Genomic DNA, 25,224 nt, shown 5'->3' with positions numbered 1-25,224 from the left:
AATTAGAAAATAGAAAAGTGATTTGACTAGTATAAACTAAGCAATCAAAAATTCATAAAAATAATTAATATAGATCGATAATATTATCGATTTTTATTTATATATAAAATTAAAATTTATACTATTATGTCACTATTGTGGTGTGATATAGAAATCAAAATGGAATGCTGTTCAAAGCAGAGAAATTATTCAACTTATAAAAAGGACAAAAGCATCATAAACTATAGAAAAAAATAATTACATTCAGTTCTAAAAGAGCGTTAAAAGACAGAAAAGATCGTGAACAATTAATTGATAATTTTAATAAAATAGCAAACAAAAAAGTCAAGTTTCACTTGAAAATATGACAGCTAGCAAAATATATATATATATTCTTTAAGACAATTGGAAATAAAGCTTATTATATTTTAGATATAGAAAAAATTGAGGAAGATCAAAAATACGATGGATACTATATTTATGAAACAAATAGATTTGATCTAAAGGAAAGTGATATAGTTTCATTGTATTCAAAACAATGACAAGCAGAAGAGAATTTTAGGGTTCTTAAAGGAAATTTATCCCTTAGACCAATGTATCTTTCAACTTGAAATCATATTAAAGGTTATATTTGTCTTTCATTTTTAAGTCTAGTGATGATCAAATTCTTAGTTAATCAAATAAACAAATTTACAGGACTTTCTGGAGATGATAAATTTACTGTCGAAAAATAATCTCAATTATGAGAGATGTTAAAGAAACAGAAAAATATTTTGATGGAAAATTAATTGAAACTTTAGAGATTAAAAATAACATTACAGAGCAATCTTGAGAAGATTTTAATCTTATTAAATTTGCTTTTAGTAAGATTACAAAATAAATAAATAACTACCAAACAAATTAGTGTTTGATAATTATTTATGCTACTAAGTGGGAAACACAAAGCATTGTTTGCTTATATTGAATCAGGTAAATATTTAAAGGAAAGAACTTTAATTTGCCTAAATTGTTAAATTCTATTATGAAGCTATGTGTCAAATGCTTAGGGATAGAATACACGAATTTAGTTCAAATAATAAAACTTAATATCATTGCATGTTCTATTATGTTTTTAAATCATTTTTTCAGATTTTTACAAAAAAAGTTTATTTACAATTCATTTTTGTTCTTTTTTTAACTTTTTAGATAAAATGATAATTTTTACTATACAATATTAATGGTTTGTTATGAAGAAATTGAAGAAAATCTTTTTATTTTTTATGTATCTAAGTCCACTAAGCATTGTCTTTAGCAGTGCTTCGTGTAATGTAGAAGTTAAAAATAATATTGAAACTGATAAAAAAACAGACAAAGAAATAAACAAACAAGAATATCTTGTAGTCCACGTTATCGATGGTGATACTATTGTGATAATTAAAGACGGTAAACAAGTTAGAGTTAGACTTTATGGTATAGATACTCCTGAAACTTACAAAGTCTATTCAGATGGTACTAATAATTCTAAAAGTTTAGCTCAATTGGAAAATTTATATGCAACAAAAGCTAAGGATGAATTAAAACAATTAATTTTAAATAGTCAAAGTATTATTAAATTAAAAGACTTAGGACTAGATAAATATGAAAGAACATTAGGAGTAATTTATACACGCAATAATGAAGATTTGAACTTAAAATTAGTACAAAATGGATTAGCTAGAGTTCATTACATTAGTTCAAATCCAAAAAGTATTTACTACACCAAGACTGATTTTGAAAAAGAATATCACAAAAAATTGCTTTTAAGTGAAAGTGAAGCAAAAACTAAAGAACTAGGCTTTTGAGTTGAAAATATTACTGATGTATTTATGAAAGGATAAAATGAAAAAGATTTATTTAGGCGGAGGTTGTTTTTGAGGAGTTCAAGCATATTTTAACACTATAAAAGGGATTATTAATTCAACAGTAGGATATGCAAATTCTAAAATAGATAACCCAAGTTATGAACAAGTTAAGTCGCAACAAACCGAAGCCGTTGAAGCTGTAGAAATTTTTTATGATGAAAGTGTAATTTCACTAAAAGAAATAACTCACAAATTACTTGAAGTTATAGATCCAACAGAGTTAAATAAACAAGGTGAAGATATTGGAACTCAATATAGAAATGGTATTTATTTTATAGACAACGACGATGAGAAATCAATTAAAGAAGTTATTCAAGAGGTTTCAAAAAAATTTGATAAGCCTTTAGCAACGGAGGTGCTAAAACTTGAAAATTACTTTTTAGCTGAAGAGTATCACCAAGATTATTTAGAAAAAAATAAAGGTGCATATTGTCACATTGAATTTCAAGATGTTGAAAAACCTAAACTGGAGCTAGCAGAACAAAATGAAACTGAAGAAATTTTATCTCTAGCTAAGAAAAAACCATATCATAACTTCTTTGTTATTGGTGATATAGAACAATTCGGGATTTTAAGCGATACTACAAAAACTTATGTAATTAGAAAAAATAATAGTATCAAAGCAATTGCCTTCATCTTTTTAAGAACATTAATACTTGTTGATGAAGAACTATTAATAAGTGAAAAGCAAATAGCTCAATTAATTAAAAATAATAATATAAAAAATGTGATTTATCAAGAAGAAAATGTAAAAACAATCATAAACACATTGGATTTATTAAATTTAAGTGCTAAAAATTCAAAAGAAGAATTGCTAATTTTACAAAAACCGAGTTGAACAAAAGAATACGGTTTACTTTCAAGAGCCGCTGAGCGAGAAGAAATTAAATTAATTATTGAAGGAAGAAAAGAAATTAAAGAATTTGCAACTGTAGATGAGAGTCAAACAAGTGTTGAAACAATGACAAAACAGTTTGATCAGCAATTTTATGTCCCATTTATAGTAAGAGAATGTGACAAAATAATCTCTCATGCCGCTGTTACTTGTTCAACAGAGAACGCAGCAATGATTGGCGGCGTTTACACACTTAATGAATATAGAAATAGAGGATATGCTAAAGATTCATTAATAAATTTATGTAACTGAATAATAAAAAATAATAAGACACCAATTTTATTCTTTGATAATCCTGATGCAGGTAAATTATATTACTCATTAGGATTTGAAAAAATTGGTGAAATATTCGTAAGTTTTATAAGAAAGGATTAATATGAAAAAAATATTTTTTAAAAATTTAGAAGTAACCTTATCAGGTGAACAATTAAAATTAGGAGATGTCCTAAACAAGATTAATGATATTTTCCCAGCTGGAAGTTTTTCTGGAGAAAATATTGAATTTAATAAAGGAAAATATAAAATTTTAACAACTTATCCATCAGTAGACACAAGTGTGTGTGATTTTCAAGTTTTAGAATTATCAAAAATAACCTCTGAATTTCCTGAGTTAGACTATATTGGTATTTCAGTCGATTTACCTTCAGCGTTAAATTCATATAAGTCAATGCACCCAACCGGTTCAATTAAAATGTATTCCGATTATAGAACCAAAAACTTTTCAAAACAATCAGGTTTATTAATTGATGAATTACAATTATTAGGTAGATCAATTTATGTTCTTGATAAAGAAAACAAAGTTATCTATAGTGAAATCAAGGACCAAGTTGGTGAACAAATTGACTTTGATAAATTAAGAAACTTCTTAAAAAATCTTTAATATTTATAATGAGCAATTTGCTCATTTTTATTTTAAAAAGTTATAAAGCATTTCATAAATTTCCATAAAAAGCATTTTTTGGTTTTTTTTCATATAATGAAAATGATTTCATATATAATAAATTTGGAGGTAGAATGATTATTAAAAAAATGAAACAAGAGGAAATTAATTCAGATATAGAAAAATATCAAAAGTTAATTGAAAAACGTGAAATTGTTGAAAAAGAAATACCCGAACAGTGGTTATTAAGTAATGATTCAGATAAAAAATATTCAATACATTTAATATTATCAATTTTTGGATTTTTATTCGGTATTGACAGATTTTATTTAGGTAAATATATCTCAGGAGTAATTAAAACATTTTTAATTTGTGTTTGTACACCATTAGCTTTTTTTGTAGCTTTCAAAACTAATATTGCTGAATTAGATCCTGTTACAGCTTATGGTTTCATCCCATTAATTATTACAACTGGAGCATTATTTTGAATTATAGATTTAGTGATCGCAATTGTAAAACCACGTGATAGCAAATTCAGGGGGTTAAAACATGACAAGTAGTGATTCAATATTTGTAAAAATTAAAAATTTAGGATGAAAAAGAACATTTGCCCTATTCTTACTTGCTGCTATCGATGTTCTAGTTATTGCTTCTCCTTATTATCTTAAAAACTTTGTTCCTAATATTCACCTATACTTAGGGGTAGAAGAACAACACACAAGTTATATGACTGCAATTATTGGGATTGTAACATTGATTACACAATTACCAGGTGGTTATTTAGCCGATAAATTTAGTTCTAAAAAATTGATTTTTATTGGTGGTATTTTAACCGCTTTAATGACTGTATGATATGCTACATTGATCTTAATTAAAGATAATGGTATTTTCTCAAAAGATCAATTAGTAAATCAATACTATATTATTTACGCAATTTGAGGAATTAGTTCAACACCATTTTTCTGAACACCACTTTGAAAATTAGTTTCACAACAGGTTGATGCTAAAAATCAAGGTTTTGCTTATGGATTACAAGGAAGTTTAAATGGTGTCTTTGGATTAGTTTTTGTATTTGCTGGTGGAATAATTGTAACTTCCTTAGCTCAAAAATATGGACAAGGAAGCGTTTCAACAATCAGTTTTGCTACATACATTTATCTATTTGCCATTATTTTGGCTGCGGTTTCAGTTGGAATTTTATTCTTTGTTAGAGAATTTAAATCTGAAGAAAAATTTGGTATTTCACCAAAAGAATTATTTAGAGCCATGTCTGACTGAAAAGTTTGAGCATTATCATTATTCGTTCTTGGAATGTATATGTTCCAATCGACATTAACATATTATTTCCTTCAAATGTTAACAAATAGTTTACGTGCACCTGCTGTTTTATTAACAGTAATTGGTGGAATAAGACTTTATGGATTAAGATTTGTTATTAGTACATGAGTTGGAAAATTCTCAGATAAGCTTAACTCAATAGTTCTATTCCTTGTATTAACTTTATTTGTTGGTATACTTATTGTGGCTATTGCGTTATTCCTTCCTGGAGTATCGCTTGCTAATGTAAATACGTTTAGTACGTTAAATAAAAACTACCAAATGGTAGTAATAGTTGTATGTATAACCTTATTCTTACTTTCTTCGGTATTGTCATGAATAATGGTAACTTTAAGATATACACAAGCAAATGAAATTGTTATACCAAAAAATTCAAGTGGAGCAGTTATTGCTATTATGAGTTTTATAGGATTTAGTTCTGATTCATGATTCTACGCTATTGGTGGAGCTGTGTCAACACACTATAAAGTGGATGGAGTTGTTTCACAAACAGGATACCAAATTATTATTGCTTTAGCAATTGTGGTTTCTTTAATTGGTTTATTAGCAGGATTTGCGGTATACATTTCAAATTACAAGTTTCTTAAAAAACACAATATTAATTTCTTACGTGTAAGAGGTATTAAATAATGAATAAACAATTAATTTTAGGTCACAGAGGTTATTCAGGAATTGCTCCTGAAAATACAAAATTGGCATTTGATTCAGCAGTTTTATTTGGTTTTGATGGCGTTGAAATGGATGTTCATCAAACCAAAGATGGTGAATTAGTAGTAATTCATGACGAAGATACAAAAAGAACAGCTAAAGAAGAATTTAAAATTTTAACCACAAATTACAAAAAAATGGAAAATTTAGATTACAGCTCATTTTTCAAAATTAAAACACCAAAGCAAAAATTATTAACTCTTAAAGAATTTTTAGACTTATACGCTTATGTTGATACTTTTAAAATGATTAACATTGAAATCAAAACAGATGTAATTGAATATGAAAACATTGAGCAAAAAATCAATGATTTATGTTTACAATATCCAAACATTGAAGAAAAATTAGTTTTTAGTTCATTTAATTTTAATAGCTTAAGAAAATTGAAAAAAATTAATCCCAAATGAAAACTTGGATTCCTTTTCTGAACAAAAAAACAATTAACATCTATACAAAAGCAAGAAGTTATTGATACAGTAGATTATTTACATCCATGAACAAAAATATACAAAAGAGATAAAAACTTGATTACATCATATAAATTACCTCTAAATCTCTGAACAATTAAATCAGAAAAAGAATATCAAGAATTCAAAAAAGATAAAAATGTTTTAAGTCAAATAAGTAATTATAAATTCTAATATCTAAATCATACGCAACAATAAACTAGGACACAAAAAGTTGACAAATAAATGTCAACTTTTTTTATTGGAGGAAATATGGGAAAACATTTATCTTCCAATCATTGATTCGAACTCATCAATGATTGGAATAATGGATTATCTAGAAAGATAATCCTTGAAAAATATATTAATTTTTCTGGGCACTGAAAGTTAAAAGCCAACGGGATAAGAACTTTTTTTAGAACATTAAAATATAGAGCAAAAGTTTATAATAAAGGTATGGAATACATTTTAACAAGCAAAAAACATCCTAGTGAGATGAAGAAACGTGGAAGACCCAGAAAAGAAAATAAAGATCAAGAAATTGATTGAAGTGATTTTAAGAGAGAAGAATTGATAGAAATTGCTAAAAGATATGTTGAGATAACTAAAGACATGCCTAAAAGAGAAAAAACAAAAGAATCAAAAGCATTAACTGAAACATCAATTACTAAAATTTCTAAATTATTGAAGATTTCAAGACAATCTATTTATAATACAAGAAAAAGAGATTGTTCAACTAAAAAATGAAATTCTACAATACCTGAAAAATATAGAGAAGAGATTTTAGAAGCTAGAAGAAAACATAAAAATGCAGGCAGAACTAAATTATCAAAAATCATGCAAAATGACTTTAATATAGTATTAAATGAAAGAACTTTAGGGAGATTTCTTAGCAAAAACAACTTAAATTCAGAAATAAGAAAACGTAGAAGAACAAAAGAAATAAAAGATATTAATTACATAGGAGAAGACTTAGTTAAAAGAGATTATAACGATTCTCAAAATCTCAATATTAAGTGTACTGATATAACATACTTACCTGCTACAAAAGATGCAATCCAAAACCACGTTTATCTTTCTGTGATTATTGATCATAGATCTAAATTAGTTGAATCATTTCAACTATCTTTTTACAATGATCTTGACTTAGTTATGGATAATTTAAATAAAAATAATTTCAATAATAAAACTTTTATAGTTCATTCGGACCATGGATTTCAATATACAAACGAAAGATTTATAGATAAAGTCAAATCATTGAATGGAAGAACTTCATACTCAAGAATTGGTAATAGTCTGGATAATAGAGAAGCAGAATATTGGTTCTCGGTGTTGAAAACTGAATTCATTAGAGATTTGAATGTAAGAAATTTAACGTTAAAAATGTTAAATGATGAAATAAAAAAATTCATAAATTATTATAATAATGAAAGAATACAATCAAATTTAAATTGAAAAACACCAAAGCAATTTGCAATGATGTCTTAAAATATTTTTTTGTCAACTTTCGTTGTCCTAGTTTACAATTGTTGCGTTTTTTCTTTCATGAACAATTAAATGCAACCAATAAAATTGTTTGTAAACTTGAAAGTTTAATGTGATAAATTTAATAATCAAAATGGATTTAGTCTTGATATAGTAATTGTCATATTAAAGAAAGATATCTACTAGTAACTCAACAGTTAGAAAGATATATGACTTGCAATTAGATAATGAATTAGTCAAGCTTAAAAATAAATATTTAGGTGATTTAGCTGTTTTTTCTGTAATGTACTAGTTAAATATTATTATTAAAATATAATATAAATAATATAGTAAATTAGGAGAGTTTATGAGTAATAATATTTCAAAACAATCAACACAAAGAGCTGAGCTACATAAGAGAATTTGAGCTATAGCAGATGAAGTTCGTGGCTCAGTAGATGGATGAGATTTTAAACAATATGTTTTGGGCATTCTTTTCTATCGTTTTATTTCAGAAAATATAACTGAATATTTTAATAAAGATGAGCATGAATCTGGAAACTTAGATTTTGATTATAAAAATATAAGTGATGAATTAGCTATTGAAAACTTTAAGGAAGATAGTGTAACTGAAAAAGGTTTTTTCATTATGCCTAGTCAATTATTTTCAAATGTTGTAAAAAATGCAACAACTAACGAGAATCTAAATGTGGATTTAGATAAAGTATTTAAAAATATTGAAAGTAGTGCTGTTGGAAGTGATTCTGAAGAAGATATTAAAGGTTTATTTGATGATATTGATATAACGAGCAATAGATTAGGAAATACAGTAAAAGAAAAAAATGATCGTCTTAAAAAAATATTAAATGGAATTGCTGAAATTAATTTTGAGAGCTTTATTGAAAATGACATTGACGCTTTCGGTGATGCATATGAATTTTTAATTTCAAATTATGCAAGTAATGCAGGTAAATCTGGAGGAGAATTTTTCACACCTCAATCTGTTTCTAAACTTCTTGCAAGAATTGTGATGGATGGTAAAACTAAAATTAATAAAGTGTATGACCCTACTTGTGGTTCTGGTTCACTTTTATTACAAATGAAAAAACAATATAGTGAAGGAATTATTGAAGAAGGTTTTTACGGTCAAGAAATTAATATGACAAACTTTAACTTAGCAAGAATGAATATGTTTTTACATAATGTAAACTATAATGATTTTTGAATTAAAAGAGGTGACACATTACTTCAACCTTTACATATGGACCAAAAACCATTTGATGCTATTGTTTCTAATCCTCCTTATTCTCTTAAATGAATAGGTGAAGATGATCCAACATTAATTAATGATGAACGTTTTGCTCCTGCAGGAAGACTTGCACCTAAATCTAAGGCTGATTTTGCGTTTATTTTACACTCATTACACCATCTTTCTTCACAAGGTAGAGCAGCAATAGTTTGCTTCCCAGGGATTTTCTATCGTAAAGGTGCTGAAAAAACTATTTGTAAATATTTAGTGGATAACAACTTTATTGACTGTATCATTCAACTACCTGATAACTTATTTTTTGGTACTTCAATTGCTACATGTATTCTAGTTATGTCTAAAAATAAAACTGAAAACAAAGTTTTATTCATTGATGCATCTAAAGAATTTAAGAAAGAAACCAATAATAACATTCTAAGTGATGAAAACATCGAAAACATTGTTAAAGAATTTAGAAACAGAGAAGAAATTCAATACTTCTCTAGATATGTTGATAAAGAAGAAATAGAAAAAAATGATTATGATCTATCTGTTTTAAAATACATTGAAAAAGAAGATACTAGAGAAAAAATTGATATTAAAGTTTTAAACCAAGAAATTAAAGAAACTGTTCAAAGAATTAATGAATTAAGAAACGCTATTGATGAAATAGTTGAGGAGTTAGAAGGAGATGAATAAGATTTGAGATTTGATTAAAAATGAAAAAGTTGAGTGAAAAAGTTTAGGCGAAGTCTGTGATATAAAAAGAGGAATGAAAATAACAAAAAAAATTATGGAAGAAAATAAAGGTGAATATCCTGTTTATTCATCTCAAACAACGAATAATGGAGAAATAGGCAAACTTAATTATTATATGTTTGATGGTGAATATGTTACATGAACAACGGATGGTTGCTATGCAGGTACTTTTTATTATAGAAATGAAAAATTTTCTGCTACAACACACTGTGGTGTTTTAAATGTTAAGCGTGAGCAAAAATTATTGACAAAATTTTTATATTATTATCTTACTTACGATTCTGTTAACTTAAAGAACTCAATAGTTGGTACAATACCTCTTTTTACATCTGAAATGGTTTCATCAATTAAAATCCCAATTCCTTCCATAGATACACAAAACAAAATTGTAAAAATACTTGATAAATTCAACATTTATGTTAAAGAGTTGGAGCACGAGTTGGAGCACCGGAATAAACAATATCAACACTATAGAGATATGTTATTAAGCGAAAACTATCTAGAATCCAATTGTAGAAATAATTTAATGAATGTTGATCGAGAAATTAAGTGGAAGAAACTTGGTGATATTTGTTCTATTGAAAGAGGAACAAGAATTATTAAAAAAGAACTAGTCTCAAATGGTATTTATCCAGTAATATCTGGTGGAGTTGAACCAATGGGATATTTTGATAAGTCAAATAGAGAAGCAAATACCATAACAATTGCACAATATGGTGTGGCAGGTTTTGTGAATTGACAAGCTGAAAAATTTTGAGCAAATGATGTTTGCTACTCTTTATTGCCAAATGAAACAATAATGAATAAGTATTTATTTTATTTTTTAAAAAGTAAACAAGAATATATTTATTCAATTTCAAATAAAACAGCAATACCTTATAGCATTGATAAGGAAAGTATTTTAAATATAGAAATACCAATTCCATCTCTAAATATTCAAAATAGAATTGTCAAAATACTTGATAAGTTTTCTGCATTATCCGAAAATACCAAAGGACTTTTACCAAAAGAAATTCAACAAAGACAAGCACAATATAAGTATTATAGGGATAAATTATGGGTGGTGGAAAAAATGTGTGGAGAAATTATTCTCTACATTTTTTATTACTTTTTATTCAGAAAGGAGAAATTTCATACATAAAAATATTTATAAAAATTAACAAAAATAAAAAATTTTAACCAAAAAAATAAAAAGGAGAAAATGATTGAACTTTTAACTAATTCGCTTGTGTTGAAAAAACACATTAAAATTCAAAACATTTTATTGTCTATCATTTTAATTTCAGCCAGCTCAATTATTTTAATTTTACAACTTGATAATTTAATAAATATAAATTTTGGAGTTGCAATTACGACATTAGTTTTATCAGTTTTAGTTTCATTATTTTTATTATTATTTTCGTTTCCAAAATTAATTTTCATAATTTTCAAACAACAATGCTTAAAAATATTAAAAGAAACAAAGATAAAACAAAATGAGATTTACTCAAAAATTTCAGAAAAGCACATGGAAGATCAAACAATCTCAAAATTTTTAATTGAACATAAATATTTAGGATTTTATGATTATTCAAGGGCTGATTTAACATCTTTTGCTAGTATGACGATTAATTTTCTAGAATCAGCATACATTCCTGAAAATGAAGAAATTGATTTGTTTAATAATTTTATGCATTATCGCAAATTAATTTGATTTATTTGAAAACTAGAAAAACTTTTAAAACCCAAAAACAAAAACTTTAAGGAGAGTAAATGATTCAAAACGAAAAAGAAATAAAAAATAAAATATTAGACTTTTCAAACAAAGCTAAAATTTTTAAAAGTAAAAATAACAAATCGCTTTTGACGATTTTTCAAATTAAAATTTCTGATAATGAAATTTTTGAAAAACTTAAGGAGCTTGTTATTGATTGAATCGAATTACAAAAACTTTTAACAACTGAAGAAAATGTTTATAACTGAATTTATGATTTATTTGAAAGTGTAAATCCAAACACAAACATCGCAACAGATAAAGTCATTGAAGAATTTTATAGCTCACTTAATTCATCTAAAGATTTAACTTTATATGAAAAAATGATTTTGGTGATAGGTTTAACAACTATTTATGATGATATTGTTAATGAATTGCCTGATTTATTAGAAGAGGTTGAAATTAAAAATGATTAATTATTTAGCAATAATTTTCTTAATAATTTCATTGATTTCTTTTGTTATATCAATTTTGTTATCTTTTGTTCGCAAAACATCTTTTTTTCAACTTGGAAATTTTTATTTTAACAACTTAGTGCTTTCATTGATTTCAAGTTTAAGTCTTTTATCATTTGCTTTAATAACATATCATAATTTTTGAATCAACTTAATGTTTTGGATAATTTTTGTTTTTACTGAAATTTATTTAATCTTTAAGATTATTGTTTTTGTGATTACCTTTATGTTAATACGGCACTGACTTGTTAAAAAAACTGACTTAACACCAGGAAAAGTAAAGAACAAAATCATTTATTTAACCAATTTAGCTGATGCGCTAGGAATTAATTTGCCGATCGCAATGGTAAATGCAATAAACGATTTTGAATAGAAATTTTTCATTCAACATTCTCAAGTGATTTTTAGTAATTAGTATTTTTAGTACAGCAACATTAATTTCAATACAACGCGCTAATGATGAAACTATCATCAAAGTTCCACAAAAACCACCGGGCAATATCTTAAAAAAAGATAAAACTAAGCAAATAGAAATAAGAGAAATAATTGAAAATCCTGAAAAATATCATTTTTATCTTCCGGATCTGCAACAGCGATTAATTTGATCTTTATCCGAAAAAGAAAAAATAACTAATGAAATTTTAGCTGAGATTGATGAATTTAATAATTCAAACGAAGATGAAATTGATGGAAAACAACCTGAGAAAAAGTGAGAAAAAAATGACTCTGAAGAAGATTATGTTCCAGATGATTTAACAGATGAAAACATAGATAAAGAATTTGAAATATCTTCTGATCAAAACATGCTTCTTAGAGAATATTTAGACAATTTTAACTCTCAAAGTTATCGAAATATTAATTTTTATATTAATAATTGAACATCTGACTTACTCATAAAAATAATAAAAACAAATTATGAAATTTCAATTTTAGAAACAGTTATTTCATTAATAAATTTAAGTTCTAACAGAAGTGAAGAAATGATTAGTACTTTTATAGATAACTTCCTGAATTTATATAATTCTAAATTTTTTGTACATTACTATACAAAAGACAACGAAAATAATACTATTGAAAACTTTACATTTGATAATGAGGAATTTATAGTTCTAAAAAATAGTGCATTAATTTATGAAAAATTTCTTTCATTAGTTAAAATTTCTGATTTTGAAGAATTAAATAAAAAACTAAACAATGGTATTGAAAAATTTGCTGACTCAAATATTAAAATTCCAGAAAAATATAAATATCTTATTATTACAAAAGCGAACATAGAGGAGTAAATTATGAATAAGATCACGCTTTCAGGCTATTTAGCAATAGAACCTATTAGATCATCCACAGGACGATCTAATTATTTTTCAACTATTTTGGTTACCGATGATAAGCCAGAACAGTTTATAAAAATAAAAATCCCTCAAAAATTCGAAAACTTAATTGTACATTTGAAAAAAGGAATGTGAATAATGCTTGAAGGTGGTCTAATAACTTATAAATTTAAAAACAATAATCATTATCATATTTTAGCTAACTTAATAAAAATTCCTCCAAGAGTTAAAAATTATGAACCTGTAATCAAACAAAACTTGTCTTATGAAGAAGCGTATGAAAATGAAAACTTTGAAGATTTAACATATGATGAACCACTTTATGATAATGGTGATAAACCCATTATTCTTAATAATTTACCAAGAAAAGAAGAAAAAAATGATCTTAATGAATATGAATTAGCATCTAACTTATCTGTTGAAAACTATTATTATTTTTTGATTAATGGAAATACTATACTTGATGATAACGAAGTTAAGAACAAATTAAACAAATGTTCAGAAATAATTAAGTTTCCAAGAATCATTAATTTGATAATGCTTTATTCATATTTTACAAATAACAAAAACATTGACTTAGAACAAACACTTGAAATTGTTAATTATTTAAACAAACATACTTATCATCAAACTGAAAGTGAGTTTGAAGAAAAACTTGATCAAAAATTTAAAAATAACATTCATTTAATTGATGGACATCTTGCTGTTTACAACTTAAAAAATCAAAATAAAAAAACAAAGGAGAAAGATGAATAAAAAAAGATTTTTGCTTATAATAACCCCTGCTTTTTCACTATTACCGATAGCTACTATTTCTGTATCAACTTTATCAACACAGCAAAAAAACCATCTAAAAAACAGTATTATTCAATATCTTTTAGCTAATTTTTCTGATTTAAAAATTGAGAATGATGTTTTAATTTATAATAATAAATATATTGTTTACAATGAAAATGAGCTTATTGACACTGAGTTTCTATATAACCAATTCATTTATAAATTAAATAGTGTTTTAAACTCTTCTAATGCAATAAACAAAGAATTGAATGAGAACGGTTTATATTTCATTTTAACTTACAAAAATACTCCTGAAAATAAAAACTTTTCTATTCAAGTTAAAAATTATGAAACTAATCTAGTATTTGAAATTACTGGTAATGTTAATTTTCAAATCACTCAATTTAAATATACCTTAAAAAGTACTAAGCAACTTCTTCAACAATCATTAAGTCCTAATTTTTCTTCTGAAAATCTTAATGAAGAAGAGAAACAATTATTAAAAAACGAAATGGAATCAAGACTTCTAAAAAGTTTTTATAAATTAGATAATTACAACTTAAATTATATTAATCCAGTTTATCAAAAACTAATTTCTGAAGAAAATTCAGTAAAAACATATTATTTTGATTCTATCTTTTCACTTGACTTTTACAGTCCTTATGAAAATGAGAAAATTTTTATCAATGATATTGGTATCGAAGTTAAAAATAAACATTTTAATTTCGATTTAAGAACATTGAATAAAAATAAAAATAATGAAATATTTCGTTTTGATGAACCTATAAAAGTCAAATTAGTTAAATACAATAAATTTACAGGTCAAGAAGTTCTTCAACTTGAACAAATTTGAATAATTTCTTCTTCGATATCAGATTCTAATTATCGTATTTTAAATTGAAACCCTGAAAATCAATATAATCAATTTAATTTAATTACTCCATACCTTACTAATCTTAAAAGAGAACCTATTTTAGATGAAAAAGGAAATAAAATTGCAAATCCTAATTTTGATCCTTTGATTAACCCTAAACTAGGTACGAAAACTGAACTTGTCTGAATCAATTTACCAAAAGCAAACTTTTATAGTAAATTTGCAACATTGCCGGAATTTGAACTGCTTGAAAATGAATTTAATTCTTCAAACAAACAAATTGAATATTACATTAAAAATAATGTTCCATTAGGGATCAAAAATATAAACATGTCCCCTGATTTAATTAGCAGTAATATAAATGATTCAGAATTAAACGGTTTCTTAGCTGCTTCTATTTTAACTAATTCAGGAGTTGAATTTATCATTCCTAATGACGTTGATTTAGTCTTTATTTATAAAGTTAATACAAATAGCAATGAATTAAATTTTATACCTTTCGATGATAATAAATATGTTCAAGTACTTAGAAATAAAGGACTAAACATTAATAGAAAATTCGACCAATTTTATTTTAGTCAATCAGGTACATATTTAGTTGCGACTGCTAAACAAAATAATCAAACTAATTTAACATTGCTCACAATTGACCAAAATAACAAAAATATCTCTAACGTAGCACAATTTCTTAATAAAAGTTATGTTAATGAGTTTTACAATACAAGTCTTTCAACAAAATTTCTTAACTGAGTTCAACAAGAGTACTCATTAACGCCAAATAAAGTTCGTGAATTAGATTATTTTAACACATTAAATTTATTTAATCAATTTGTTTCATCAAACAATAAAAGTTATGGTATTTTTGACCCTACTATTAATTTTAATAATAGTAATTTAATAATTAATCCTCCTGAGTTAAAATCTGATACATTTAATAATGTTTATTTTAAAAGCTATGTTAATGACTTTTTATTATCTGATCTAGAAACTTATAAAAATAAAACTAAAGAAGAAATAGATAAATTAACTCAAGAATTTAGTATTGAAGAAGATGAAATTAAAAAAGAATTGATAAGAAATAAAGTAATTGCTGCTCAAACTGATTTTAATCAGTTAAATAATGATTCTTTTAACTATAAACCAATAAAAGAACGCTTATATAATAATCTCTTCAGTGAAAAATCTTCTAAAAAATATTTAGATCTTAATACTGTTTCTATTCAAAACATTAAAAATTTTGGTGCTAATGATAAATATACATATCATTCCTTTAATTTTATATTTTCATTAAAAAATGAATACATTGGTTCAACATTAACAAAAAATTATTTAAAAGCAATTATTAAGTTTAAAAATCCAAACTTTAATTCTAATTTAGAAAGAACTGATACAGATGCTTTAATTGATAAATTAAAGCAACAATTAGGCATTCCTGTTGATTCTCTTCTAGCTTTAGATTCTGCTTATATTGATAAATTAACAGAGCAATATACATTTTTTAATTTTGACGAACAAAAAATAAAAAATAATCTTAATCAAAATTGATTTACAAATACTACTGAAGAATTTAAAAAATATACATATTCAATAACTTTTCATAAAAATGAATTTCAGAAGACAATAACTATGCTATTGAATGTTTATAATGATAAAAATATTAAGGTCCAAAGTTTATTACACCCTATTAAATTAACAAAATTCAATGAGAATGATTTGTTTTATAACTTTAATTTACAAAAAATTAACATTGCTGAAATAAATGAAATAGGACTAATAAAAAATTATTTAATAAATAAAATTAATAATGAATTTTTTAGTAATACTAACACACTAGTTAATAAAGTTAAGTATTCTGTCGATTGAGAGTTTGACTTAAATGACGAATTATTATTGCAAAAAATTAGAAGCTTAAAAAATAATAATGCCGAATTTGATCTAAAAATAATTAGTAAAAACAACTGGCTTAAAAATTATAGAAATATCAAAATTATTAATACTGTAGAAGTAAATAAAACTGATTTAAGTAATTATAATTTTTCAATTAATTTAACAGAAAATTATTCACTAGAACAGTTAGAAAAAGTTATTCTTGAATCGATTTCTAAAAATATAGATTTTGTAAATAAATTAAATTTATCAGATATTAATTCCTTCATTAGAACAGTATATTATTCTCAAAATAAAAATTTTGAATTAGTATTAGAACCTTCAGAAAAGTTTTATGATGAATTTGAAAATAACTTAAAAATATCAATTACTAAAAATTTTACAAATAATGAAAATTTTAATATTAATGAAATTTTTGCATTCGATAATATTTATATTAACGCAAATAATATTAATGAAATTTTTGATGAATTATACAAATTTTTAACTGATAAAAATAATGTTTTACATTTCGAAATTTTCAAAGATTTTCAATTGAGTAATTTAAATAATTTAATTTTTATTTATAGAAAAAATTTATTAATTCCAATAAAAAATAAAAATTTAATTCCGGAAAATTCAAAATTATCTGAAATAAAAAATATTCTTAAAAATACTGAAAAAAATTTAATTATTAAAGAAAATAAAAATTTAATAAATCGAATTTCAGAAAAATTAGATTTATTAGATAAATTTGATAAATTTACTGAAAATTCAAAAAATAAAATTATAAATTCTATTAATAATTTATTATTTTTAATTAATTTAGAAATTTCAGAAGTGGATAATAACGAGATTAATTTTTTAAAAAAATTTATTGAAGAAAAATTTATTTCCTTAGATTTAATTTTCCAAAATAAAAGTAAAAAAATTAATTTAATTCTAAATGGAGATGTTGAAAATTTTAATTTACTAAATTTTAAAAATGAAATTTCAAATTTTTCTAATTTAAAAAAAGAAAATTTAATTGAAGAAATTGAAATATTAATCAATAACGAAAAAAATTTAAAAGAAAATTTAATTAATATTCAGAAAGAAAACAATGAAGAAAAAAATTATTGATGAATTATTTATTTTTCAGTAATTACATTAATTATTTTTATTTTAATATTATTTTTCTATAGAACTCAAAATAAATTAAAAGGAAAAAATAATTTATTAAGCAAAATTAAAAATATTAAAAATAAAAATAATTCTAAAAATAATAAAAAAACAAAACCTAAAAAAGAAGCTGAAAAAAATAAAACTTCAGAAAATGAAATAACCGAAAGTGTAGAAAAAAATAATATTCAACAAAATAGTAATGAAATCTTAATAAAACTCGAACACTTTACAAAGTTTAATAAATTGTTTTATAAATTAATTAATTCTAATATAAAAACATATAATGAGCTAGAAGAAAAACTAAAAAACAATAATTTAGAAATTGATGGTATAGGTAAAACGAAAATTGAATATTTAAATAATTTAATTAAGAAGTACAAAAGTAATGAAAAATAAATTATTAAATATTTTTGCTTTACCATTAATTTCACTTACATCTTTTTCTACGATTTCTTGTGTTGATAATAATTCAGTTCAACATAGAGAGATTAAACCTGTTATTATTCAACAACAAGAACAAAAAGAAAAAGAATTATTTTTTTTAGATAATAAATTTACTTTAGAAATTGATGATTTAATTAAAGAAACTAAACTAAAAAACAATTTTGAAGAATTAAAACTGATTATTGAAAAAATTAAATTATCTAATTTCAACGCTAAAAAAATTTTTAATAATTATTATTCGAAATTTAATGATATCAATGTAAGAACTTTTTTATTATTTCAATCACAAAAACTAGATTTAGATTTAAATGATTTAGTACTGGTAAACAATTTTGTTGTATTACAAGACAGATTATTAGTTTTCTTAAAAAACTTAAGGTCTTATTGTGAAAATATATTTATTGTTGATGTTTTGAATAAATTTAATATTGCTGATTTAAACCTGAGCACTGATTGAAAATTAAATGATTTCCAAATAAATAATTCCTGAAAAAATTGATTTGATAATTTAGATGATAAATTAGACAAATTGAATATAAATAGACCTGAGTATCGAGATCTGATTCTAGAAATAATATTGAAATTTGTAGATAAGGATTGAAGCTATATCCAACAACTTTATTTCTTAATATTTTATCTTTCAATTAAAGTTAAATATAGATCTATTGATATGTTTTTCAGTCCAGAAATAAATACTTTCATTAGCTTAAAAAATAATAATCCTTCAATGAATTGCGTTGGCTATGTTGAAGCTACATTTATCTATCTATATCTTTTGAACAAAATACCTGATAATGTATTTTCATTTGGATTTTTTAGAACAGATAATAACGATTTTTATCCACATATTAACTTATTATTTGAAGAAAATAATGAAATTTATGTTATTGATCCAACTTTTGCAGATCAAACTATTAATTATGAAAATTACAATTTTTCACAGCAATTTAAAAATAATATTTATGTAAATCTTAATAAATGAACAAAAGAAAATTACTTAAATATAGATAGTGATATCTTAAGTTTTATTAAAGCACAAAAAAATTTATTATTTTAATATGGAATTATTTCCATATTTAATATAATTGTATTGAACATAAAAACAGAAAGGGAAAGAATGGTTTTAGAAAAAATTACTAAATTAGCTGAAAGCTCGAATAATATTATAGGAACTGTTGCAAATGGATTTAAGCAATCTGTTCTTGACTCAATTCCGGGAATTAGAATTGGTATCGCGATATTTCTTGTTGCTGCGTTAGCAATTGCAACCTTTAATGTCGTCCAAAATCACAAAAAAGCAACTTCTGAAAAATCAACAGAGGAAGAGATGCGTTTGGCCACCAAGAAAAGAAACTTAGCAATTATTTTTGCAGCTGTTATTCTTGTTGGTGGCTTAGCGTTAATTAGTTTCATTCCGGATATTTTGAATAGCTTCTTAGGTTAAAAAAACAATTAAATGTTCAAATCTCTATTTCAATGACTGGTTGATAAATTAGCTCATTTTGTTTTTTCTGCTTTATGAGCTTTATTTGTTGGGATACCATTTTTAGTCGTTAAATCACTACGATATATAACTGATTTAATTTCCTTAAAATTTTTACCAATGATTCTTTATGGAAAATCAACTTTAACAGTTTCTGATCTAGGTACCCCAATAACCGCGCTGTATTTCTTATTTTTAATACCTTGTTTAGTTTCGTTAATTTTTATCGTTATTTTTGTTTATGCTAAAGCAAGTAAGCATAATAATGATGAATCAACATTTATGGTAAGAAACTTTTGAAAAAACTTACCAAAATTTGTACTTTTAACGTTGCTTTTTCCAATTTTGATATTCGTTGTTGTTTTGTTAATGCTTGTTTTTTTACAGTTCTTATCAAGTTCAATTAATGCAAATATTGATTTTGAAGAGCAATTGTTTTCATTAATTAAACCTTACGGTGCAAAAATTAATGATGAAACTTGAACGAATCTAATGAGAGAAAATAAAGACAGTTTATTACCGCCTGCTCCTGATTTTGATATGTATAGAACTATGAACTGAGGTGATGGAATATTGACCTTGATTTTGAACTTCTGTATTTTGATTATGGTAATTTATGTTTTTGCCGGAATGTTCACGAATACAGCTAAATGCTTGTTCAACTTAATCAAAAACATAGTTGTTTTTCCAATTATCAACACATCAACATTGTTAAAAGATGAAATCATTCTGAAGAAATGGTACTCAGATACGAAAGGTTATTTTATTAATCTTCTTGTTGATTATATTGTTATTCTATTGATACCTGTGTTTTTCTATGTGATAAATTATTCAATAACAACAGTTGTTTCTGCTTCTGAAATTCCATCACAATTGCAAGGAATATGTACTGCTTTAGGTGTAATATTCTTACTTTATTCTTTCAGTGAATTTTTACCAACAATTTTTAACAATTTAGCAAAAATTTTTGGATTAGATGCATTGTTGGATAGTTTTGGAAGAAATCCAGTTAAAGCTTTTGCTACTAAAACGAAAGCTATAACAGCAAAAGCTACAAAAGCTGTTAAAAACAACTATGTATCAAGTAAAAACAAAAAGGTTGAAAATAGTCCTACAAGACGAACAACAACAAGAGTATTTTCACAAAATAATACTTTAGCTGGAGCAACTTCAGAAAGAGCAATATATTCTCAAAGTGTTGGTGCAACAAGAAATATTAGTGCAATTGGCAATTCAAATTCACAATCATTACCTATCAATAGATATAATGGTGGAAAAATAAATGAATTAGCAACAAAACAGATCACACCTACAAGAAATGCTCAATCTCAAAATAATATTAATCCTATTAAAGCAACTGAATTAAATAACAGTTCAAAAACTGAACAAATAAAACAAAAGCAAACAGTTGCTACCGAACAACAAAAAGCATTAATTGCTAATCAATCAATTAAGATAGGAGAAAAAGTTGTTGAAGAATTTGCTGCAAAAACTGATAATAATCAAAACAATAAAAATAAACATGTTAACACAACAAATAAAAAACAAACAGAAGACAAAAAAGATAATGCACAGGAAATGAAACTTGATAATTCAACTAAAGAAAAAATTGCTTCAATTGATCAATCACTTAAAAAACTTAATAAAGCTATTAAATCTCAAAAAACAAAAGCTAATAACAATAAAAGAAAAACAACTACAAAATCAAAAGTTAAAAAACCTGTAATTAAAAAAACTAATACAACAGGAACTAAGCGGCGTGGAAGACCACCTAAAAATCCTAAATCAACACAAACAAATCTAAAACCTGCTGAAAATTTACAAAAAAATATAAACAGTAAGGAGAAAACAAATGCTTCAACCTCACAAATTATCAAAAACAAAGCTTAAATATGAATCAAATCTGTCTTTAATAGATATTTTATTTTTATTTGTATTTGTTGTTTTTTCAATAGCATTAATTTCTATATTTTACTTAATTGTAAAAGTAGGGGTTGTTATTTGTGGTTTTATAACTTTAATTTTGATGATTTTTCTTTTATGATTGATGCAAAAAAAGATATATGATTCTCACAGAAGATATTATTATTTATTTCAAAATTTACAGTTTTTAACAATCAAAAAGACATACAATAAAAATGAATTATCTAGTTTTGAAGCTCCAATAAAAAGTATTTCAAATTTAGGAGTTGTTAAAACTAATGAAGCAAATTCACTGATTTTTAAGATAAATGGTTTTGACCCTTTTAAATTAAATACAGATGAATATGAGTTATTCATTAAAAAAATAAACAATCTTTACTCTTTATTAACAAACAACGGAAGAAAAGTTCAAATTGTTAAAATTTCAACTAAAAATGATTTAAAAGAAAATTTAGACAGTTTGGATAGAACTTATTCAAAAAATGAAAATATAACTCCCGAAAAAGATAATTATTTTAATTCAGTTGCAAATGATATTCATTTTTTTGGTAGTGAAAATTCTATGATTTCACAATATTATTTTTTAATTTCTCAAACGTCAAATTTTAATCAAGAAGAAATAAATGAAATTTCTAGTCTTATTGAAAGTATTTATCCAACTCTAACAAAACGGATAGTTGAAAAAGAAGAAATTTTAAATATTTTTAGAGAATTATTTAAACTAAACCTAAAAATTGAAGAAGACAAAATAACACAAGAAATTAATGGAATTATTGTTAAAAAGGATCTTGTAAAACTAAATGAAACTTTCTTAAATTCGTTTTTTATTGATCGTTTCCCCGTGAGTTTAAATGATGGATGTTTTGAAAATTTATTAAGAAATCCAAATTTGAACTTTATTATTTCCTTTACAAAACTGCCATCAAGTTCTGCGATAAAAACAATTGATAAGGCTAGAAGATTTATAAAAGCAAATCAGATAGATATAAGTAGTTTTACAAAAAATGCACTGATTGAAACTGAATTAGCAGCAATCGATAATTTTATAGAAGAATTTTCAAATGAAATACCGATTTTTGAAGTTAATTTTCAAGGTTTAATTCATAGTGATTCAGAAGATAAGCATAATTTAATAAATAAAAATATTCGTACAGAATTGGAAAACAACAAAATTGTAGGGAATTTTTATCAAACAACACAAATACGTCTTTTGAATGAATTTTGAATGAACGAAAATAAAATAAAAGTTGATAATAATCATACAATGACTGGTCTAAATTTAGCTAAATTATGATCTTTCACTGATGTTTTATACAACGACAAAAATCACCTTCTTTTAGGACATGATTATTTTGTCGGGCATCCACTATTTTTTAATGATACTTTAAAAAATAAACAGAGACCTAGTTCATCAATGTTTATGATCGGTAAAACCGGCTCAGGAAAAACTGCTTCTATTTCTAAAATTTTGAATTATCATGCAATGAACAACGACAAAATTTATATTATTGATCCTAATAATGATTATGGTTCATTGTTTAGAAAAATTAAACATGAAAATGTAAATATGATTGATTTAACTGATATTAATTATTTTCAACAAAACATTTTGGAAATCAAGGATACTTTTTCATTAAGTAATATTGATGAAACGATTGAAAAAGTTTCAAATAATTCATTGATTAAATGAAAAATTGACTACCTTAAGCAAATCTTTTTGATTATAGATACTTCTTTAACTGAAAGGCAATTAAATTTATTAGGCCTATTAATACAAAAAACTTATGAAAAAAACGGTTTTTATACTAAAGAATTAAATGATTGCAAACAGATAACTTTCGATGATGTTATTGAATTGACTAAGAAAATAAATTCTAAACAAATTATCAGTGAAATTAATGATAGAGAAATCTTTTATCAAAAAGAAATAGATGAAAGCTTATTGTTTTTAATAACAAACTTTAGTCGTAAAAACGGAACTTATAAATTTTTTAATACAGACAAAGTTTTCGAGGATAATTCCATTAATTCAAAAATTTACAATTTTCAGAGATTATTAACAAAATCACAAAAAGATAATTTAATAGCTATGTTCTTGTTGATTCAGGAAATTAATAATGAAATACAACAAAATTTAATTTACAACATTAGGAATTTTGGTTATGAAAGACAGAATGAATGAAGAAATATAGTTATTGTTATAGATGAAATTCATAAATTTTTAGGTGGAACGGGAAATACCTATTTAATTAATTTCTTGTTCGATACTATAAAAACATTAAGAAAGTTCTGAGGTCTTATGATCATGGGGACACAATCATTTAAAGATTTTGTTCTTGTTGAAGAAATGAAAAACAAAACAATTCAGTTGTTAGAACAAACTCAATATAAGTTTATTTATAAGGTCGATCGCTCAGATATAACTTCTTTTAATAATACTCTATCTGAATCTTCAAAATTGTTAGACTTTGAAAAGAATTTCATTCAAGAAAGTTCAGTTGGACAATGTTTATTTATGATTGATGATAAAACAAAGGTGCCAATTTCACTTTATTACAATGATTATGAACAAAAAATCATATTTAAAACTCAATTAACATAAAAGGAGAAAAATGGTTTGAATTATATTAATAATTTTAAGTATACTAAACTTAGCTTTATCTATTTATTTGATTTTCATGCGTACTTCAAAATGGATAAAATTTCGAAAAAAATTGGGTTCTGAAGTTAGAATAATTCAAAAATACCCTGTTAAATATGTAGTTATTGAAAATTATAATTCAGAACCTAAGATAGGGGTTGAAAAATGGACATAACATCTATATCTAAGAGTACAGTAATAATACTTTTTATACTTTCACTTTTTATTTTGGTATTAATTTATTTCTTTACAAAAATAAAAAGAAAGAAATATGAAATGTTAGAAAAATATAAACTATGCAGACTTTGTATTTTCAAACATCAAAATCCAAATCATAAAATTTCAGAAAAAGATTTAGAAACTAAATATTTCTTAAATTCAAAAAATAGAAGAAATAACTATATATCTAATGAATATTTTGAATTTGTAGAACATTTGAAGAAAATCAATCATTTAGGAAGTAAAATTCAAAACTTATATTCAGAGAGAAACACGAATAACATATCTGAATTAGACAAATTAGAATTTGAACTTGAAGAGTTATATCAAAAAATAAATACATTATATTTTGCAAGCTTTCAACAATTTAAATCAATTAGTCGATTTAACAAATGAGCAAAAATAGAAGAAAAAGATATTAACTCTAATATTGAAAAATATCAAGTAAAACAAATAAATAGAGAAAAAGAAATTCAAAAAAGAGAAAAATATGAACCTAATTATAGACAAAACGAACTCATAAAAACATTAAATAAACTTATTACAAAACAAATTGAAACAGAAAAATATAAAAATAGTGATTGATTTAAAGGTAAAGATGATTGAGATAAGCAAGATTACATTGATATTTTCAATCAACTTGATGAATTTCAAGCTTCGATACAACCAAAGACTTGAAATGAATAAAAATATTATCTAGGA

Annotated in this window: 19 protein-coding genes and 2 pseudogenes; all 21 read left to right on the top strand. The window is 24.1% G+C overall.

The genetic code is table 4. The annotated features are described in order from the left end of the window. Positions 1–146: 146 nt before the first annotated feature. Positions 147–859: pseudogene (locus EXC66_RS04575) on the top strand (IS1634 family transposase); the annotation flags it as partial. A gap of 346 nt (positions 860–1,205) precedes the next feature. Next, positions 1,206–1,835, top strand: a complete 630-nt coding sequence (locus tag EXC66_RS03275; RefSeq protein ID WP_083815540.1) for a thermonuclease family protein — start codon at positions 1,206–1,208, stop codon at positions 1,833–1,835. A 1-nt stretch (position 1,836) separates the two neighbouring features. Next, positions 1,837–2,304 (top strand): annotated as a pseudogene (gene msrA, locus EXC66_RS04510) (peptide-methionine (S)-S-oxide reductase MsrA); the annotation flags it as partial. An 826-nt stretch (positions 2,305–3,130) separates the two neighbouring features. Then, positions 3,131–3,634: a redoxin domain-containing protein gene (locus EXC66_RS03265; RefSeq protein ID WP_006886770.1), complete on the top strand. Its 504-nt coding sequence runs from the start codon at positions 3,131–3,133 to the stop codon at positions 3,632–3,634. 134 nt (positions 3,635–3,768) lie between these two features. Beyond that, positions 3,769–4,194, top strand: coding sequence for a TM2 domain-containing protein (locus tag EXC66_RS03260; RefSeq protein WP_006886771.1), 426 nt, complete (start codon positions 3,769–3,771; stop codon positions 4,192–4,194). Beyond that, positions 4,184–5,602: an MFS transporter gene (locus EXC66_RS03255; RefSeq protein ID WP_006886772.1), complete on the top strand. Its 1,419-nt coding sequence runs from the start codon at positions 4,184–4,186 to the stop codon at positions 5,600–5,602. Before EXC66_RS03260 ends, EXC66_RS03255 begins: the two co-directional genes overlap by 11 nt. Next, positions 5,602–6,321: a glycerophosphodiester phosphodiesterase family protein gene (locus EXC66_RS03250; RefSeq protein ID WP_006886773.1), complete on the top strand. Its 720-nt coding sequence runs from the start codon at positions 5,602–5,604 to the stop codon at positions 6,319–6,321. The genes EXC66_RS03255 and EXC66_RS03250 overlap by 1 nt, the downstream gene beginning before the upstream one ends. A 78-nt stretch (positions 6,322–6,399) precedes the next feature. Further along, positions 6,400–7,614, top strand: a complete 1,215-nt coding sequence (locus EXC66_RS03245) for an IS3 family transposase (protein WP_112579108.1) — start codon at positions 6,400–6,402, stop codon at positions 7,612–7,614. A 343-nt stretch (positions 7,615–7,957) separates the two neighbouring features. Then, positions 7,958–9,535, top strand: coding sequence for a type I restriction-modification system subunit M (locus EXC66_RS03240; RefSeq protein ID WP_006886563.1), 1,578 nt, complete (start codon positions 7,958–7,960; stop codon positions 9,533–9,535). Beyond that, entirely contained in the window at positions 9,528–10,736 is a 1,209-nt protein-coding gene (locus tag EXC66_RS03235) for a restriction endonuclease subunit S (RefSeq protein WP_006886562.1), read from the top strand. Before EXC66_RS03240 ends, EXC66_RS03235 begins: the two co-directional genes overlap by 8 nt. A 60-nt stretch (positions 10,737–10,796) precedes the next feature. Continuing rightward, positions 10,797–11,372 carry a hypothetical protein gene (locus EXC66_RS03230; RefSeq protein ID WP_006886561.1) on the top strand — a complete coding sequence of 192 codons (576 nt, stop codon included), beginning with the start codon at positions 10,797–10,799 and terminating at the stop codon, positions 11,370–11,372. After that, entirely contained in the window at positions 11,348–11,764 is a 417-nt protein-coding gene (locus EXC66_RS03225) for a hypothetical protein (RefSeq protein WP_006886560.1), read from the top strand. The genes EXC66_RS03230 and EXC66_RS03225 overlap by 25 nt, the downstream gene beginning before the upstream one ends. Next, positions 11,757–12,176, top strand: coding sequence for a hypothetical protein (locus EXC66_RS04345; RefSeq protein WP_006886559.1), 420 nt, complete (start codon positions 11,757–11,759; stop codon positions 12,174–12,176). Before EXC66_RS03225 ends, EXC66_RS04345 begins: the two co-directional genes overlap by 8 nt. After that, positions 12,169–13,086: a hypothetical protein gene (locus EXC66_RS03220; RefSeq protein WP_006886558.1), complete on the top strand. Its 918-nt coding sequence runs from the start codon at positions 12,169–12,171 to the stop codon at positions 13,084–13,086. The genes EXC66_RS04345 and EXC66_RS03220 overlap by 8 nt, the downstream gene beginning before the upstream one ends. Before the next feature lie 3 nt (positions 13,087–13,089). Next, positions 13,090–13,887: a single stranded DNA-binding domain-containing protein gene (locus tag EXC66_RS03215; RefSeq protein ID WP_006886557.1), complete on the top strand. Its 798-nt coding sequence runs from the start codon at positions 13,090–13,092 to the stop codon at positions 13,885–13,887. Continuing rightward, the gene (locus EXC66_RS03210) at positions 13,880–18,208 is read left to right on the top strand and encodes a hypothetical protein (RefSeq protein WP_112579232.1); all 4,329 of its coding nucleotides are present in this window, start codon (positions 13,880–13,882) and stop codon (positions 18,206–18,208) included. The genes EXC66_RS03215 and EXC66_RS03210 overlap by 8 nt, the downstream gene beginning before the upstream one ends. Then, complete coding sequence (locus EXC66_RS03205) at positions 18,198–19,313, top strand: hypothetical protein (protein WP_006886554.1); 1,116 nt, start codon at positions 18,198–18,200, stop codon at positions 19,311–19,313. The genes EXC66_RS03210 and EXC66_RS03205 overlap by 11 nt, the downstream gene beginning before the upstream one ends. A 33-nt stretch (positions 19,314–19,346) precedes the next feature. Next, a complete protein-coding gene (locus EXC66_RS03200; RefSeq protein ID WP_129622380.1) occupies positions 19,347–19,700 on the top strand; it encodes a hypothetical protein in 354 nt (117 codons plus the stop codon). A gap of 12 nt (positions 19,701–19,712) precedes the next feature. Beyond that, positions 19,713–21,629 (top strand): Mbov_0396 family ICE element transmembrane protein, encoded by a 1,917-nt coding sequence (locus EXC66_RS03195; protein ID WP_006886552.1) that lies wholly within the window; start codon positions 19,713–19,715, stop codon positions 21,627–21,629. Then, complete coding sequence (locus EXC66_RS03190; protein WP_006886551.1) at positions 21,592–24,264, top strand: helicase HerA domain-containing protein; 2,673 nt, start codon at positions 21,592–21,594, stop codon at positions 24,262–24,264. The genes EXC66_RS03195 and EXC66_RS03190 overlap by 38 nt, the downstream gene beginning before the upstream one ends. A 204-nt stretch (positions 24,265–24,468) precedes the next feature. Next, on the top strand, positions 24,469–25,209 hold the full coding sequence (locus EXC66_RS03185) for a hypothetical protein (RefSeq protein ID WP_006886549.1): 741 nt from the start codon (positions 24,469–24,471) through the stop codon (positions 25,207–25,209). The last annotated feature ends 15 nt before the right edge of the window (positions 25,210–25,224 follow it).

The sequence above is a fragment of the Mycoplasmopsis anatis genome, from assembly GCF_900660655.1.
Classification (GTDB): domain Bacteria; phylum Bacillota_I; class Bacilli_A; order Mycoplasmatales; family Metamycoplasmataceae; genus Mycoplasmopsis; species Mycoplasmopsis anatis.
The sequence above is the reverse complement of the archived record's forward strand: the minus strand, read 5'-3'. Positions and strand labels throughout refer to the sequence as shown.